The following is a 14,268-nucleotide window of genomic DNA, read 5'->3' on the forward strand; positions in this document are numbered from 1 at the left end:
GGATGAGCGCCGGGCGCGCCACGCGCTGGCTCGGCCTCGCGGCCGCGCTGCTGGCCGCGCTGCCCGCTGCGGCGCAGCGCCCGCCCGCCCCGGTCGCCGATCCGATCCGCCGCACCCTTCCCCAGCCCGCCCCCCCGGTTGCGAGCCCCCTGCCACCGCGGGACGCCCCGGCGGCGGCGGTGGACCCCGCCGGCTCCCCCATACTGGCGATCGACCGCGCCAGGCTGCAGGGTGCGAGCCTGCTGCCGGCGGATGCCTTCGCGCCGGAACTGGCAGATCTCGCCGGCCGCGCGGTCCCGGCCGCGGAGATCGAGGCGCTGCGCCAGGCGGTGCTCGGCCGCTACCGCGCCGCGGGCTACCCCTATGTCGCCGTCACCCCGGTGCTGCGCCGCGCCCCGGCCGAAGGCGCGGGGGAACTCGTGCTGCTGGTGGCCGAGGGCTACATCGCCGAGGTGCTGCTGGACGGCGAGATCGGCCCGGCCGCCGTGCAGGTGCTGCGCTTCCTCGACCCGCTGACGCGCGAACGCCCGCTCTCGGCCGCCGGGCTGGAACGCGCCATGCTGCTGGTCTCCGACATCCCCGGCGTCGGCGCCCGCGCCCTGATGCGCCCGGTGCCGCGCGAGCCCGGCGCCTTCCAGCTCGTGGTGCAGCTGCGCCGCCAGGCGAGCAGCTGGCTGTTCAACATCGACAATCGCGGCGCGCCGACGACGGGACGGGCGCAGATGGTCGCGGGCGTCAGCCTCAACAGCATGACCAATCTGGGCGAACGGACCGATGTCGCGGTGCTGGGCACCGGCGACACGCTCGGAAGGGGCCAGCATTTCGTGCAGATCGGCCAGGAGGCCTTTCTCGGCAGCTCGGGGCTGCGGCTGCGCGCCCATGCCGGGCGCGGCAACACCCTGCCCGATGGCGCGCTCGAGCAGATCGGCTATCGCGGCGAGACGCAGGTGCTCGGCCTGGGGCTGAGCTACCCGCTGCTGCGCAGCCGCCCCGCCAATCTCAGCCTGACCGCCCTGGCCGAGGCGGTGGACAGCCGCGTGCTGGCCGATCTGCCGCCCGATGGCGCGCGCGGGCAGGTCAGCGAGGATCGGGTGCGGGCGCTGCGCCTGGGCGCCGAGGGCAATATCCGCGATGCGCTTCTGCCGGTGGGCGCGGCCGCCACGACCCAGGGCGTGCTGCGCCTGCACCAGGGGCTGACCGCCTTCGGCGCGAGCGACGGCTCGGCCCTGGGCACCGGGCGGCTCGGCGCGGATTTCGGCTTCACCAAGGTGACGCTGGATGCCGTGCGCAGCCAGCCGCTGCTGCTGCTGGCCGATGGCAGCGTGCTGGGGGTGCAGGCGGTGCTCGGCGCGCAATGGACCAATGACCCGCTGCCGCTCTCCGAGAAATACTACCTCGGCGGCAACCGGCTGGGCCGCGGCTTCTATTCGGGGCAGGTCACGGGCGACCGCGCCTTGGCCGGCTCGGTCGAGTTGCAATACACGGCGGCGACGGAAAGCCCCGGCCCCGAGGCGGGCTGGGCCGAGCGCCTCTCCCGCCCGGCGGCGCAATACTACCTGTTCTACGATGCCGGCCGGACCTTCGAGGTGCTGGAGCGCGACCCGGACCGCCGGCTGGCCTCCTGGGGCGGCGGCGTGCGGCTGACGCTCGCCGAGCATCTGCTGCTGGAGCTTGAGGGCGTCTCGCGCCTGACGCGCCGGCCGAACGGGGCGCTGGCCGGGACCGAGGCCGCGCAGGCGGTCTTCGGCCGTGCGACGGTGCGCTACTGATGCGCGCCTGGCTGCTCTGCGCCACCGCCCTCACCGGGCTGGCCTTGACCCGCCCGGCCCCGGCCCAGCCCGCGCCTGGCACAGGGCCCCAAGGTGGGCGGGTGGTGGCGGGGCAGGCGGCCATCACGACCGCCCCGGGCCGCACCACCATCACCCAGGGCAGCGATCGCGCGGCGATCGACTGGCAGCGCTTCGATGTCGGGCGCGACCACACGGTGCAGTTCCGCCAGCCCTCGGCGCAATCCTGGACGCTGAACCGGGTGCAGGCGGGCGATCCCTCGACGATCGCGGGGCGGATCCAGGCCAATGGCGGCGTGGTCATCACCAACCCCTCGGGCGTGGTATTCAGCCAGGGCGCGCAGGTGAATGTCGGCAGCCTCATCGCCTCGGCGCCCGGCATCACGAACGAGGCCTTCATGGCCGGGCGGATGCGCTTCGACCAGCCGGCGCGGCCCGGCGCGCGGGTGAGCAATGCCGGTGAGATCACCGTGGCGCAGGGTGGCCTGGCCGCGCTGGTCGCCCCGGAAGTGGCCAATAGCGGGCGAATCCGCGCCCGGCTGGGTCGCGTGGTGATGGGCGGCGCCGAGGCCTATGCGCTGGACCTTCAAGGCGATGGGCTGATTTCCTTCGACGTGACCGAGCAGGTGCGCTCGCGCGGCGGCGCCCCCGCGCTGGTCACCAACAGCGGCGAGATCGAGGCCCAGGGGGGCACGGTGCTGCTGGCCGCGCGCGCCGCCGGCGGGGTGATCGAGACGCTGGTCTCCCAGGCCGGGACCATCGAGGTCGGCCCCGGCCGCGCCACGCTTCGGGCCGAGGGCGGCGATGTGGCGGTGTCGGGCCGGATCGGCGCGCAGGGCGGGCCGGCCGCGCGGGGCGGCACGGTAGCCGTGGTCGCCAGCGGCACGGCGCGGCTCGCCCCCTCCGCCCGGATCGACGCCTCGGGCGGGGCGGGCGGCGGGCGCGTGGTGGTCGGCGCCGGGGCCGAAAGCCGCCCCGGTGCCGCGGTGGGCCTGGGCGGCGGCGTGGCGATGGCGGCGGGGGCGCGGATCCGCGCCGATGCCACGCAGCGCGGCTCCGGCGGCACGGTGGTGCTCCACAGCGCCCACCGCACGGAGGCGCGGGGGGCCATCTCGGCGCGCGGCGCGGGCGGGGGCGATGGCGGGGAGGTGGAGGTCTCCTCGCACGGCCTGTTGCTCATGGGGGCGGTGGTGGATCTGGTGGCGCCGGGCGGGCGGCCGGGCCGCCTGCTCGTGGACCCTGCCGTGGTGCATGTGGTGGACAGCTTCACCGGCGGGCCGACCTCCGAGGTCCTGGCCAGCACCATCGCGACCACCGCCGGCGACTACCGGCTGGAGGCGCAGCAGGCGATCCGCGTGCTGGCGCCGATCGACAAGGCTTCTGGCGGGCTGGTGCTCGCCACCACCGGCGCGGACCTGCTGGATGGCGGCGGCATCTTCGTGGATGCCAGCATCACCCTGCGCGACCCGGCGGCTGGCTTCGGGGTCACCACGCCGGGGCTCTTCGCGCTGCGCGGCGGGGCGGCCATCTCGGCCCCTTCGATCAGCCTGCTGGCCGGTGGCATGGCCGTGACGGGTGAACTGATCGGCACCGCAATCTCGCTGAACGCCAATGGCGCCGCGGGGGATTCGCGGGTGCTGAATGGCGGCATCTCCATCACCGGGCGCATCAGCGGCAACCAGATCAACCTCCTTTCCGGCTTCGGCTTCGTCCATCTCGGCACCGCCGCACTGACCGGCGATGAGATCGCGGCCATGCCCTCGGCCGCCGGGCTGGTCACGGCGGACCTGCTGCGCGGCACGCCGGGCCTGCTGCGCGCATCCCTGCGCACGACCGGGACAGACGGGGCGATCACCATCCAAGCGGGGCGGGAGGCCTATCTTTCCGGCCAGATCGCCGCCGGGGATTCGGCGCGCAGCGGTGCCATCAGCATCACCACCGGCACCGACCTCACCCTGGCCGGCAACATCGACGCCTATGGCAGCGCCACGCGGACCACCGCGACCGTGCTGCTCACCGCCAGTGGCACGATCACCCATTCGGGGCAGACACGGGTCTTCCATGAAACCGGCCCCGCCGCGCCCTGGGGCCTGTCGATCAGCGCCATGGGCGGCTTCGTGAATACGGGGCTGCTCGCCTCGCGAGACGCGACGACCAGCCTCGCCATCGCCGACCTGCCGGGCGTGCAGGTCACGACGCAGGGCGGGCCGCTGCGCAGCGGGGCCATTGATTCGGGCGGTCGCCTGTTTCTGCAGGGCCAGGGCGGCGTGCTGGTCGATGGGCCGATCACCGGCGCCCTGGGCCCCTCCGCCGGCGGCAGCGTGACCCTCCGGAGCAACCTGGGCGGGGGGGACATCCATGTGGACCAGCCCCTCACCGTGCCAGGCGGCGTGGGCATCTTCGACGCCGTGGCGGATGGCGCCTTCCACCTCTCCGGCTTCGGCGATGCGCGCGGGATCAGCGCCAACACCATCCGCATCTCGGCCGGCGGCATCGCCCTGGCCGGGAGCCTCTCGGCGGGAATGGACGAACTCGGGCACAATGGCGGGGGGGAGATCCTGGTCTCCACGCGGCTGGGCGGCACGGCACTGGGCGGCAGCCTCACCCTGCTCAACACCATCCGGGCGGGCGTCGACACGACGGTCAACCTCGACACCAACCAGACCAACGGGTTCCTCCTGGTGGCCAGCGCCGCCCAGGCCACCGACCTGCTGGCGAGCCTGGGCGGCCCCAGCCGGCCGGAGGTGTTGCGCGGCAATGCCTGTCCCGGTGCCTGCGCCAGGATCGATGCGCTGGGCACGGGCCTGCTGACCCTGTGGAGCGGCGCCGGCAGCCTGGTGAACGCGGGCAGCATCACCGGCCGGGGCGGCGTGGCGATCGCCAATGGCAGCGGCCGGGTGATCAATACGGGCCTCATTGCCGGCAGCATCGATCGCTCCGCCGCCCCGGCCGTCACGACGGGGCTTTCCATCGTCACCGCAGGGGAGATCAGCAACACCGGCACGCTGCGCGGCAGCGGCGGGGCGCGTGGGAGCACGATCCTGCCCTTCACCCCTGCCCTGAGCCTTGTCGGCGGGTCGGTCCTGCAGGGCGTGGGCGGCGCCATCGAAGCCCGGGCCGGTACGGCGCCGGTCGAGGGGGCGGGCGGGCTCGAGATCAGGGTTGTCGGGCCCGGCGGCAGCCTGACCAATCGGGGGCTGATCACCGCCGAGGGCGGCGTGACCCTCTTCGCCGCCGGCGACATCCGCAACGACGCCACCGGCATCATCCGCCACAGCCCGACGGCGCTCAGCGGCACCGCGGCCGATGGGCTGCAACTCCAGGCGATCGGCGGCTTCAGCAATGCCGGGCTGATCGAATCCAGCACTTTGAGCCCCCGCGACGCGACCGCCATCTTCGTCGATGTCGGCGGCGCGATCCGCCAGACGGGCAGCATGGCCACGCCCTCGCTGCTCTATCTCGATGCCGGGCTGGACGTGACGCTGGGGGGCAGCCTCTCGGCCGCGACGCTCTGGGTGGTGGGAGAGAGCATCAGCCTTGATGGCGCCGTGATGAACCTGACCGGATCGGGCTGGTTCGCCGCGCCGCAGATCACCGCCGGGGCACCGAGCCGGCTCGGCTACCTGGGCGCGCGCCCTGCCCTGATCTTCGATGCGCGCGCCGTACGGGTCCCGGGCGCGGCCTCGCCGGACCTGACCGGCAGTGACGACGACGCCCAGCCGCTGCAATTGGCCAGCTTCGGCGCGCCCGGCGCGGGCCCGGGCGGGGCCGTGACGCTCGACCTCGACGCCGGGCAGGCGCCGGTTTTCCTGCTGCTGGACGATGGCGTGGTCTCCGGCCGGCTGGGTGCGGGGCGGCTTGGCGTGCAGGGCCGGGGCGGGGCGGCGCTTCTGACCGGCAGCCTGGCGGGCGATGCCGGGACGAGTGCCGCGGTACGCGCGGTGCTGACCCCCCAGGCGGATGCCGCGGCGCAGGCGCGCTACACGCTCAATGGCTGCGTCCTGGCCCTTGCAGGCTGCGCCGTAGCGCCCCCCGTCCTGGCCGGATCGGCCCCCGCCCCGGAGGAGAGGCCGCTGGCCGGTCCCGTTCCAAGTCCGGCGATCCTGCCCTTGGTCGGGACTGCGACCCGCCTGCCCAGCCCCGCGCTCCTGCTGGAAGGCAGCCTCGCCGAGGCCGAACCGGGCATCGCGCCACAGGCCGGCGCGCCTCTGCCGATCCTGCCGCAACCGACGCTGGTCAGCCTGCGCGCCACCCGCGCCCGCCTGGCTGACCCCGACCTGGTGCTGCCGCTGAGCCTGGCGGAGGAGGAATGAGCCCTCGGCGCCTCGCCCTCATGCTTGGGCTGGCGCTGCTCGGCGCCTGCGCGCGGCCGCCGGACTCCGCCTTCGTCAGCCGGAGCACGCAGCCCGAACTCGGCACCCCCGCCGGCGCCAATGCGCGCGGCGAGGCCTGCCTCGCGCGGCCCGCGGCCCGGCCACAGGCTGACCTGCCGGTACACGGCGCCCTCGACATCGTGTGCGCCGGCTGGACACAGCCCGCCGCGCGACTCGTCCGGCTGGAAGGCCCCGTCGATGCCGCCACGCTCGACCGTCTGTCGGGCGGGGTGTGGGTGGCGGGGCTGCAGCCGCGGCTGGCCTGCGCCCCGCCCCTTGCCACGCGCCTCGCCTCCGGCGCCCCGGCACGGCTGCTGGAATGTCGGCGGCGCGTCGGCGGCTGGCCGCATCTCGTGCTCGTCGCCGCCGGGCCGGAAGGGCCGGTACTGGCCGAGGGCATCGCCCCTGCCCTGCCGGTGCTCGAGCGGCTGATCGCGGGCAGCCCCGACGCGGGGGGACCACGCGCCGCGCGCTCCGACGCGCTGCGCGTCGCCGCGCAGTCCCTGTTGGCGGAGGCCTATGGTGCGGCCGAGATCGGCCGGCACGAAGCCTTGATGCAGCTCGGCCGCGGCCTGGCCGATGCCGAGGACTTCACCGGCGCCGCGGATGCCTTCCGCGGCGCCCTGGCCGTGCAGCAGCGCGTGCTCGGCGCGCAGGATCCGGACACGGTGGGACCGCTCACCGCCCTGGGTTTGAGCCTGGCCGGCCAGGGCCGCAGCGCCGAGGCCAGCGCCACCTTCGCCCGGGCCGAGGCGCTGGCCCCGCGCGCGGCGGACCCGCTGGCGGGCGCGCGGCTCGCGCATTATCGCGGCATGGCCGCATTGGCTGCCGGTGAGCCCGCCGCCGCCCTGCCGCTGCTGCGCGACGCCGAGACGCTCTACGCCGCCCGCCTGCCCCGCGACCTCGAGACCCTGGCGGAGATCGATGTCGTCATCCTCGACGTGCAGGCCCAATCCGCCATCCTCGGCCTCGCGGAGGCGCGGCGCGCCCGCGGCGTGGCGGTGGCGCGGCTCGGCCAGGGGGCCGAGGGCCAGGCCCTGGCCGCCTCCGCCGCGCAGCTGCTGCAACGCGCCGATCTGCAGCCGACCCTGCTGCTCGGCCGGTCGCTGCGCAGCCAGGCCAGCGCCAGCGAGGTCGCCGGCCGCGCGGAGAATGCAGCCGGCCTGGCCCGCCAGGCCGCCGGCCGCTTCGGCGATGCGTTGCCGGGCGAAAGGCCGGAGGCCGGGGCGCTGTTCGCCGCCGGGCGGGCCGCCGCGGCGCTGGGCCGGGAGGAAGAGGCGCTGGCCCAGTTCCGCGCCGGGCTGCGCATCCTCAAGGCCCGCCAGCGCGCCTTGCCGGTGGCGAGCGTGCAGCCCTATCTCGACCTGCTGGCCGCGCGCGGGCTGGGTGCCGAGATGTTCGAGGCAGCGCAATTCGCCCAGCGCGAGCCCACCACGCGGCTGATCGGGCTGTCCGTCGCGCGGCTGGCGGCATCGGGCGGCGATGGCGGGATCGGCGCCGCGCTGCGCCAGAAGCAGGATGCCGACCGCAGCCTGCAGGCGCTTCTCGCCGCGCGCGACGCCGCCGAACCCGGCGCGCTGGGCGATCTCGACCAGCGCATCGCCGCCGCCGAGGCGGCCCGTGCGGAGGCCGAATCCGCCGCCGCCGCCGCCGCCCCCGGCTATCGCCAGCTCCTGGCCCTGCAGGTCGAAGCGGGCGCGGTGCAGCCGCTGCTGGCGCCGGAGGAGGCGCTGGTGACGATGCTGCTCGGGCCGCGGCATGGCCATGTCTTCCTCCTGCGGCCCGGCGCGGCGCCGCAGGCGCGCCGCATCGCCCTGGGCGAGGCCGAGATCGCCGCGCTGGTGGAGCGGGTGCGCGCCACGCTGGTGCTCGGACCGGGCGGGCGGCCGCCCCCCTTCGACACCCAGGCCGCGCAGGCGCTGCACGCGGCGCTGCTCGGCCCCATCGCGCCCCTGCTGGACGGGGTGGAGCGACTGCTGGTGGTCGCCGACGGGCCGGCCCTGTCCCTGCCCTTCAACCTGCTGCTGACCGGCCCCGCCGACCCCGCCCGGCTGCGGGAGGCCCCCTGGCTGCTGCGGCGGCACGCCATCACGCATCTGGCCTCGGCCCAGGCGCTGGTGACGGCGCGCAGCGTGCCGGCCACGGCGCCGGCGCAGCGCAGCGCCTTCGCCGGCTTCGCGGACCCGGTGGCGCCAAGTGCGGCGCAGCTCGCCCGGCGCTTCCCCGCCGATCGCTGCGCCGAGGACGCCCGCCTGGTCGCGCGCCTGCCGCCCCTGCCCCAGGCGCGGCGGGAAGTGGAGCTGGCGCAGCGCATGCTGGCGGAAGGCGGGCAGGCGACCACGCTGCGCAGCGGGGCGGCCTTCACCGCCGCCGCCCTGTCGGGCCCCGCGCTGGAGGGCGCGCGCGTGCTGCACTTCGCCACCCATGCGGTGCTGCCCGGGGAATTGTCCTGCCTGGAGGAGCCGGCGCTGATGGTCTCGCCCGGCCCCGGCCCGGGCGGCGGCGCGGCGGCCTTCCTGCCGGCCAGCGCGGTGCTCAACTGGCGCCTCTCGGCCGATCTGGTGGTGCTCTCGGCCTGCAACACGGGCACCACCAGCACCGGGGCGGGTTCGGGCGGCGAGGGTCTGTCGGCCCTCGCCCGCGCCTTCTTCTTCGCCGGCGCGCGCGGCCTGTTGGCGACGCATTGGGCGGTGGATGACGAGGCCGCGCTGCTGACGGTGCTCGAGACCCTGCGGCGCCACGAACGCCGTGGCGAGGGCGCGGCCGCCTCGCTGCGCGCGGCGCAGTTGCAACTGCTCGACGATCCGCAGAGCCTGCCGCACCCCTTCTACTGGGCGCCCTTCGCCCTGATCGGCGATGGCGCCCCGCCGCGGTGACGCCCTATGCCAGCCCGCCCAGCGCGATCCGGCCCGGGGCATGCTTGGCCGCATCCTTCAACGCGGCCACGCGCGCCCCAACCTCCGGCGGCTCGGCCACCTCCGGGGGCGTGAGCACCAGCACGCCGATGACGCAGCTCAGCAGCGCGAAGCCGCGGGGGTTTCCGTCACGGTCCAGGCCCTGGATGGTGCCGCTGGCGCGTTCTTCCGCCGTGTAGAGCGCCTCGGCCGCGGCGCGGGAGAACTCATCCCGCAGTGCCTCCAGCCGGGCCTGCAGCGCGGCGACATCCGGCCCCGCATCGGGCAAGGCGAGGAAGAAGTCATCGCCGCCGACATGGCACAGGCTCGCCCCTGGCCAGGTGGCGGCCTGCCGGCCCAGCGTGTCGGCGAAGAGCAGCAGCGCGCGATTGCCCTCGAGCCAGCCGCGGATATCGTTGAAGGGCTTGAAGTCCTTCAGGTCGAAATAGCAGAGCGCGCGCAGCCGTCCCGGGCTGGCCGCGACCTCGGCGGCGATGCGGTCCGCCGCCAGGCCGCCAGGCAGATGCGTCAGCGCGTTGCAATCCAGCGCGAGGTCGAGCGCGCGGTGGAAGCGCTGCTCGGCGCTGCGATGCGCATCCGCCGCATCGGCCACGCGCTCGCTGGAACGGCGCAGGCGCGCGCAGAGCATCCGCAGCAGCGCCAGCAGCGCCGCGGGGCGGGAGGCCAGCACCGCCAGGGCGCGCTCGCGCGGCAGGAACAGCAACTCGGCCGGGCCCAGCGCCACGGCATCGGCGCTGCGCGGCTCGCCATCGATCAGCGCCATCTCGCCGATCGCGCTGCCGGCGCCGAGGCGATTGAGCTCCACCACCGCCCCCTCCCGTCGCAGGGAGATGCCGATCTCGCCCGCCAGCAGCAGCCACAGCCCGTCGCCCGGCTCGCCCTGGCGGAACAGCGGAGCGCCGGGCGCAAGGTGCCGGGGCTCGGCAGTGGTCGCCAGCGCGTCGAGATCGGTATCGTCCAGGGCCGCCAGCAGGTCGACCTGCCGCAGGCGGGTGCGCAACACGGCCGCATCGGCCGGCATCGCGTCGTCGGGGGCTGGGACAGGATCCATCGTCGCGCGCCTTGAGCCACTCGTTGCGCCGGGTTTACGGAGCGTCACGCACCCTTTCAAGGCCGGGCGCCACTACCGGTTCGCCAGCTCCGCCAGCACCGCCGTCAACACCCGCGCGCCCGCCGCCAATTGCGCCGGCGTGCTGTATTCGCTCGGGTGGTGAGACACGCCGCCCCGGCAGGGCACGAAGATCATCCCCGTCGGGCACAGCGGAATCAGGAATTGCGCGTCGTGGAAGGCGCCGGACTGCATCCGCCGCGCGCCAAGGCCCTGCGCCTGCGCGGCTTCCTCCACCAGCTTGCAGATCATCGGCGAGAAGGAGGACGGCGCCGCGTTGAACCGCTCGATCACCTTCGCCGTGCAGCCGCGCATCGCCGCCTGCACCACGCCCGCCACCGCATCGCCGCGCGCGCGCAGCACCTCGGCATCCGGGTGGCGGCAATCGATGCTGAAGCGCGCCAGCGCCGCCACCGAGTTGGAACTGTTCGGGCTGATCTCGACGCGGCCGACGGTGAAGCGCAGCACGTCGGTCGGGTCATGCATCAGCGCATTCAGCGCCGTGATGGCACGCACCATGTCCTGCACGGCGTCGCGGCGCATCGAGACGGGCGCGGTGCCGGCATGGTCGGAACGACCCGTGATCTCCACCGTGAACCAGCGGCTGCCCTGGATGCCCTCGACCACGCCGATGTCGAGACCCTCGCGCTCCAGGATCGGGCCCTGCTCGATATGGCATTCGACATAGGCGAAGGGGGCCGTGCCCTCGACCACGCCGAGCCCGCGCCGGGGGATGTCGGCCTCCAGCGCCAGGTGCTTCTCGAGCTCGGCGCCGAAGCTCAGCCCCTCGGTGTCCTTCACCTCGTCCCAGGCATGCGCCTCGCGGTAGCCGGCATAGGCCATGGAGCCCATGCAGCCCGGGGCGAAGCGCCCGCCTTCCTCATTCGTCCAGGCCACCAGCTCGATCGGGCGCTTCGTGGCGAGCCCCGCCTCGCGCAGGGCCTGGATCGCCTCGAGCCCGGCGATCACGCCCCAGATGCCGTCGAACCGCCCGCCATTGGGCTGGCTGTCCATGTGGCTGCCGGTCAGCACCGGGGCCAGGGTGGGATCACTGCCCTCATGGCGCAGGAACAGATTGCCCAGCGCATCGACGGAGGGCGTCAGCCCGATCTCCTTCCCCCAGGCGATCAGCACCCGCCGCGCGGCGCGGTCGAGCGGCGTGAGGCAGGCGCGGTTCACGCCCTCACCGGGGATGGCGCCGAACTCGGCCATCTCCATCATCCGGCCCCAGTGCCGCGCCTGGTCCACCGCCGCGACTGCGTTGGGTGCCGCCTTGCCATCCATCACGCCGATTCCCTGCCTATCCCATGGGCTACCTGTGACGCCACCCGGCGCGGATCCCTGCGCCTGACGCTTTCGCGCCGCGATGTAGCAGCTACAGTGCCACCCACCAAAGCCGGGAGAGTTCGAAATGATCGCACGCCGCCTGCTGCTGGGCGCCCCTGCCCTGTTGCTGCCCGCCGGCGCCCGCGCCCAGGCCACGACGGGCGCGCCCTGGCCGGAGCGCCCGGTGCGGATCCTGGTGCCCTTCGCGCCGGGCGGGAACACCGATGCGCTGGCCCGGCTCACCGCCGACATCCTCACCGAGGCGGTGCCCGGCAGCAGCTTCGTGGTGGAGAACCGCACCGGCGCGGGCGGGCTGCTGGCGGCCGATGCCATGGTGCGCTCGGCCCCTGATGGCCACACGCTGATGATGGTGGCCGTCGCCGTGCTGGCCGTGGCCCCGGCGGCGATGGCGCAGCGCCCGCGCTTCGACCCGGTGGCGGATGTGACGCCGATCGTGAATCTCGGCACCAACCCCTTCGTGCTGATGACCCATCGCAGCGTCGAGGCCGCGGACCTGCCCGCGACCATCGCCTGGATGCGCGCGCGTTCGGGCCGCTTCGCCTATGCCTCGGGCGGCGTGGGCAGCTTCCAGCACCTGACGATGGCGCTGTTCCTGCAGCGCCTGGGCATCGAGGCCGAGCACGTGCCCTATCGCGGCGGCGCGCCGGCCCTGGCCGATGTCATCGCCGGCAATGCGCCGATGATGTTCGCAAATCTCAGCGAAGCCATCCCGCACGCGCAGAACCCCATGGTGCGGCTGCATGGCGTCTCCAGCCTGACGCGCCATGCGAGCCTGCCCGGCGTGCCCGCCATCGCCGAGGCCCTGCCGGGCTTCGAAACCATCACCTGGAACGGGCTGATGGGCCCGAAGGGCATGGCCCCCGCGCTGGTCGAGCGCATCCATGGGCTGGTCGCGAGCGCGCTGACGCGCCCGGCGGTGCTGGCGCGGATGGCGCAGATCGGCGCCGATCCGCTGGGCGAGGGCCCCGCCCCCTTCGCCGCCCGCCTTCAGGCGGATGTGGCGCGCTGGGGCGAGGTGGTGCGCAGCGCGGGGATCACGCTGCAATAGGCATCACGGCGCCGTCACGCTCAGCCCGAAGATGCGCGCGGCCTCGACGGGGCCGGCATTGGCCCGTTCCTGCATCTCGCCGAAGGCGATCGGCGCGGGCGGGCGCAGTGCGATCTCCAGCGTCGAGGGGTTGCGGATGAAGCGCGCGATGGCCTCGCGCATCGGGGTGAAGGCGTCCGGCGCCGGGGACTGCCCCTGGGCGGGGCGGCCGCGCTGCGGGCGCGGGGCGGGGGCGCCGGGCAGCGGGATGGCGAGCGCCATCTGCGCCCATTGCTCGCGCAGCTGCGCCGGGCTCACGCGCTGGGCGCGCGCCTGGTTCACCAACACGCGCTCCAGCAGCCCCGCTTCCTCCCAGCGCAGCGTCAGCCCGGCGAGTTGGCCGGCGGCGAGGCTGGCGGCGTAGCTCGCCGGGTCCGCCCGCTCGCCGGGGGCGATGCGCGGCAGGCCCTGCGCCTGGGCCAGGATGGTCAGCGTGCCGGCCTCCTCCCAGGCGATGCGGAAGGGCTCGATCTCGAGCCGCCCGCCGGTCGGCTGCGCCGTGCCGCGCAGCTCCAGCCCGCCGCTGAGCTCGCGATAGCCCACCTGCTCCAGCCAGCCCGCCATGCCGGGCGGCAGCGCCAGGGCGAAGCCCTCCAGCACGAGGGAGGCCGCCATCAGCCCGGCCGAATCCATCGTCGCCTCGGTGACGACACGCCCCAGGCTCAGCAGCGGCATGCCATCGGCCTGCACCTCGAAGCCCTGCAGCGCAAAGCGCTGCGGCGAGCCCGGCACGGGATCGGGCGGCTGGACCTCATCCAGCACGGCCGCGAGGGTGGCGGCGGCGTCGATGCCGGTGAACTCGACGCGCCCCAGACGGAACTCGCCATCGCCGAGCGCATCCAGCGGCACGGCCAGGGCCAGGCCCTCCAGCGCGAATTCGGTCAGCCGGCCCGGCACCCAGTCGCGCAGCGCAACCCGGCCGAGCTCGATGTCCACATCCCGGTCGGGGTCGCGCAGCTCCACCCCCTCGATGGCCAGGGCCTCGGCGCGGAAGCTGCGCGGGTCGATGTCCTTGGCGTCGGCGCGCGGCAAGGCGAGGCCATTGGCGCTGGCGCGGCCGATCCGCACGCGCACCGCATCGCTGGCCGCGCCGTCGAAGCCGAAGCCCTCGATCCGTGCGGCGCGCAGGCTGCCCGGCGCATAGGCCTCGATCGACACCCGGCCCAGGGTGAGCGTGCCATCCTCGGTCGAGATGGCGCGCAGCCCCTCGATCTCCAGCAGGTCGAGCGCGAAGCTGCCCGGGTCGAACCCCTGCCCGGCGGCGGGCAAGGCAAGGCCGCCAATGACCAGGCGGCTGAGGTCGATGGTCTGCTCCTTGCCACGCTCGCCGCGGATCTGGCGCAACTCGGCGCGGCCGAGGCGCGTCTCCGCCAGGTCATGCAGCAGGATCTCGGCGATGGTGGTGCGGCTCTCGGGATCGGTGACCAGCACCTCCGTCAGGCGCGCGCGGCCCGTGACGGGGTCGACCTCCCGCCGGCCGATGGTGATGCGCGCCTCGGGGCCGATGGCGCTGCGCAGGCGCTCGATCGCGGCATCCAGGCGCCGCTCGGCCTCTGCCTGGGCAAGCGCGCCAGCGGCGGTGAGGGTGACGGCGCCGGCGAAGGCGAGGCCGAGATAGTGGATTCGCATGCGGGTCTCCCTCGGGCGTGCT

At 74.9% G+C, this 14,268-nt stretch carries 7 protein-coding genes; 4 read left to right on the plus strand and 3 right to left on the minus strand.

What is annotated here, in order from left to right; genetic code table 11:
* Positions 1-2 precede the first annotated feature (2 nt).
* The 3 genes from AC2D9U_RS02375 to AC2D9U_RS02385 are packed head-to-tail and all read left to right on the plus strand — an operon-like array spanning position 3 to position 9,036.
* The gene (locus AC2D9U_RS02375; RefSeq protein WP_484746047.1) at positions 3-1,769 is read left to right on the plus strand and encodes a ShlB/FhaC/HecB family hemolysin secretion/activation protein; all 1,767 of its coding nucleotides are present in this window, start codon (positions 3-5) and stop codon (positions 1,767-1,769) included.
* Complete coding sequence (locus AC2D9U_RS02380) at positions 1,769-6,100, plus strand: two-partner secretion domain-containing protein (RefSeq protein WP_484746049.1); 4,332 nt, start codon at positions 1,769-1,771, stop codon at positions 6,098-6,100. The genes AC2D9U_RS02375 and AC2D9U_RS02380 overlap by 1 nt, the downstream gene beginning before the upstream one ends.
* Positions 6,097-9,036, plus strand: a complete 2,940-nt coding sequence (locus tag AC2D9U_RS02385; RefSeq protein WP_484746053.1) for a CHAT domain-containing protein — start codon at positions 6,097-6,099, stop codon at positions 9,034-9,036. The genes AC2D9U_RS02380 and AC2D9U_RS02385 overlap by 4 nt, the downstream gene beginning before the upstream one ends.
* 4 nt (positions 9,037-9,040) lie before the next feature.
* Here AC2D9U_RS02385 and AC2D9U_RS02390 read toward each other — a convergent pair whose 3' ends face one another.
* Both AC2D9U_RS02390 and AC2D9U_RS02395 read right to left on the minus strand, forming a co-directional pair.
* The gene (locus tag AC2D9U_RS02390; RefSeq protein ID WP_484746056.1) at positions 9,041-10,126 is read right to left on the minus strand and encodes a cyclic nucleotide-binding domain-containing protein; all 1,086 of its coding nucleotides are present in this window, start codon (positions 10,124-10,126) and stop codon (positions 9,041-9,043) included.
* Positions 10,127-10,198: 72 nt separating this feature from the next.
* Positions 10,199-11,467 carry a M20 family metallo-hydrolase gene (locus tag AC2D9U_RS02395; RefSeq protein WP_484746059.1) on the minus strand — a complete coding sequence of 423 codons (1,269 nt, stop codon included), beginning with the start codon at positions 11,465-11,467 and terminating at the stop codon, positions 10,199-10,201.
* A 127-nt stretch (positions 11,468-11,594) separates the two neighbouring features.
* On the opposite strand from AC2D9U_RS02395, the gene AC2D9U_RS02400 reads away from it, so the two are divergent.
* The gene (locus AC2D9U_RS02400; protein WP_484746063.1) at positions 11,595-12,578 is read left to right on the plus strand and encodes a Bug family tripartite tricarboxylate transporter substrate binding protein; all 984 of its coding nucleotides are present in this window, start codon (positions 11,595-11,597) and stop codon (positions 12,576-12,578) included.
* A gap of 3 nt (positions 12,579-12,581) precedes the next feature.
* On the opposite strand, the gene AC2D9U_RS02405 is transcribed toward AC2D9U_RS02400, so the two are convergent.
* Positions 12,582-14,246 (minus strand): hypothetical protein, encoded by a 1,665-nt coding sequence (locus tag AC2D9U_RS02405; protein WP_484746066.1) that lies wholly within the window; start codon positions 14,244-14,246, stop codon positions 12,582-12,584.
* Between the last annotated feature and the right edge of the window lie 22 nt (positions 14,247-14,268).

The organism is Roseomonas sp. TF40 (genome assembly GCF_057219975.1).

Excerpts from the sequence above, each read along its gene's own strand:
- AC2D9U_RS02375 (WP_484746047.1), top strand. The coding sequence starts at position 3 with ATGAGCGCCGGGCGCGCCACGCGCTGGCTCGGCCTCGCGGCCGCGCTG.
- AC2D9U_RS02380 (WP_484746049.1), top strand. The coding sequence starts at position 1,769 with ATGCGCGCCTGGCTGCTCTGCGCCACCGCCCTCACCGGGCTGGCCTTG.
- AC2D9U_RS02385 (WP_484746053.1), top strand. The coding sequence starts at position 6,097 with ATGAGCCCTCGGCGCCTCGCCCTCATGCTTGGGCTGGCGCTGCTCGGC.
- AC2D9U_RS02390 (WP_484746056.1), bottom strand. The coding sequence starts at position 10,126 with ATGGATCCTGTCCCAGCCCCCGACGACGCGATGCCGGCCGATGCGGCC.
- AC2D9U_RS02395 (WP_484746059.1), bottom strand. The coding sequence starts at position 11,467 with ATGGATGGCAAGGCGGCACCCAACGCAGTCGCGGCGGTGGACCAGGCG.
- AC2D9U_RS02400 (WP_484746063.1), top strand. The coding sequence starts at position 11,595 with ATGATCGCACGCCGCCTGCTGCTGGGCGCCCCTGCCCTGTTGCTGCCC.
- AC2D9U_RS02405 (WP_484746066.1), bottom strand. The coding sequence starts at position 14,246 with ATGCGAATCCACTATCTCGGCCTCGCCTTCGCCGGCGCCGTCACCCTC.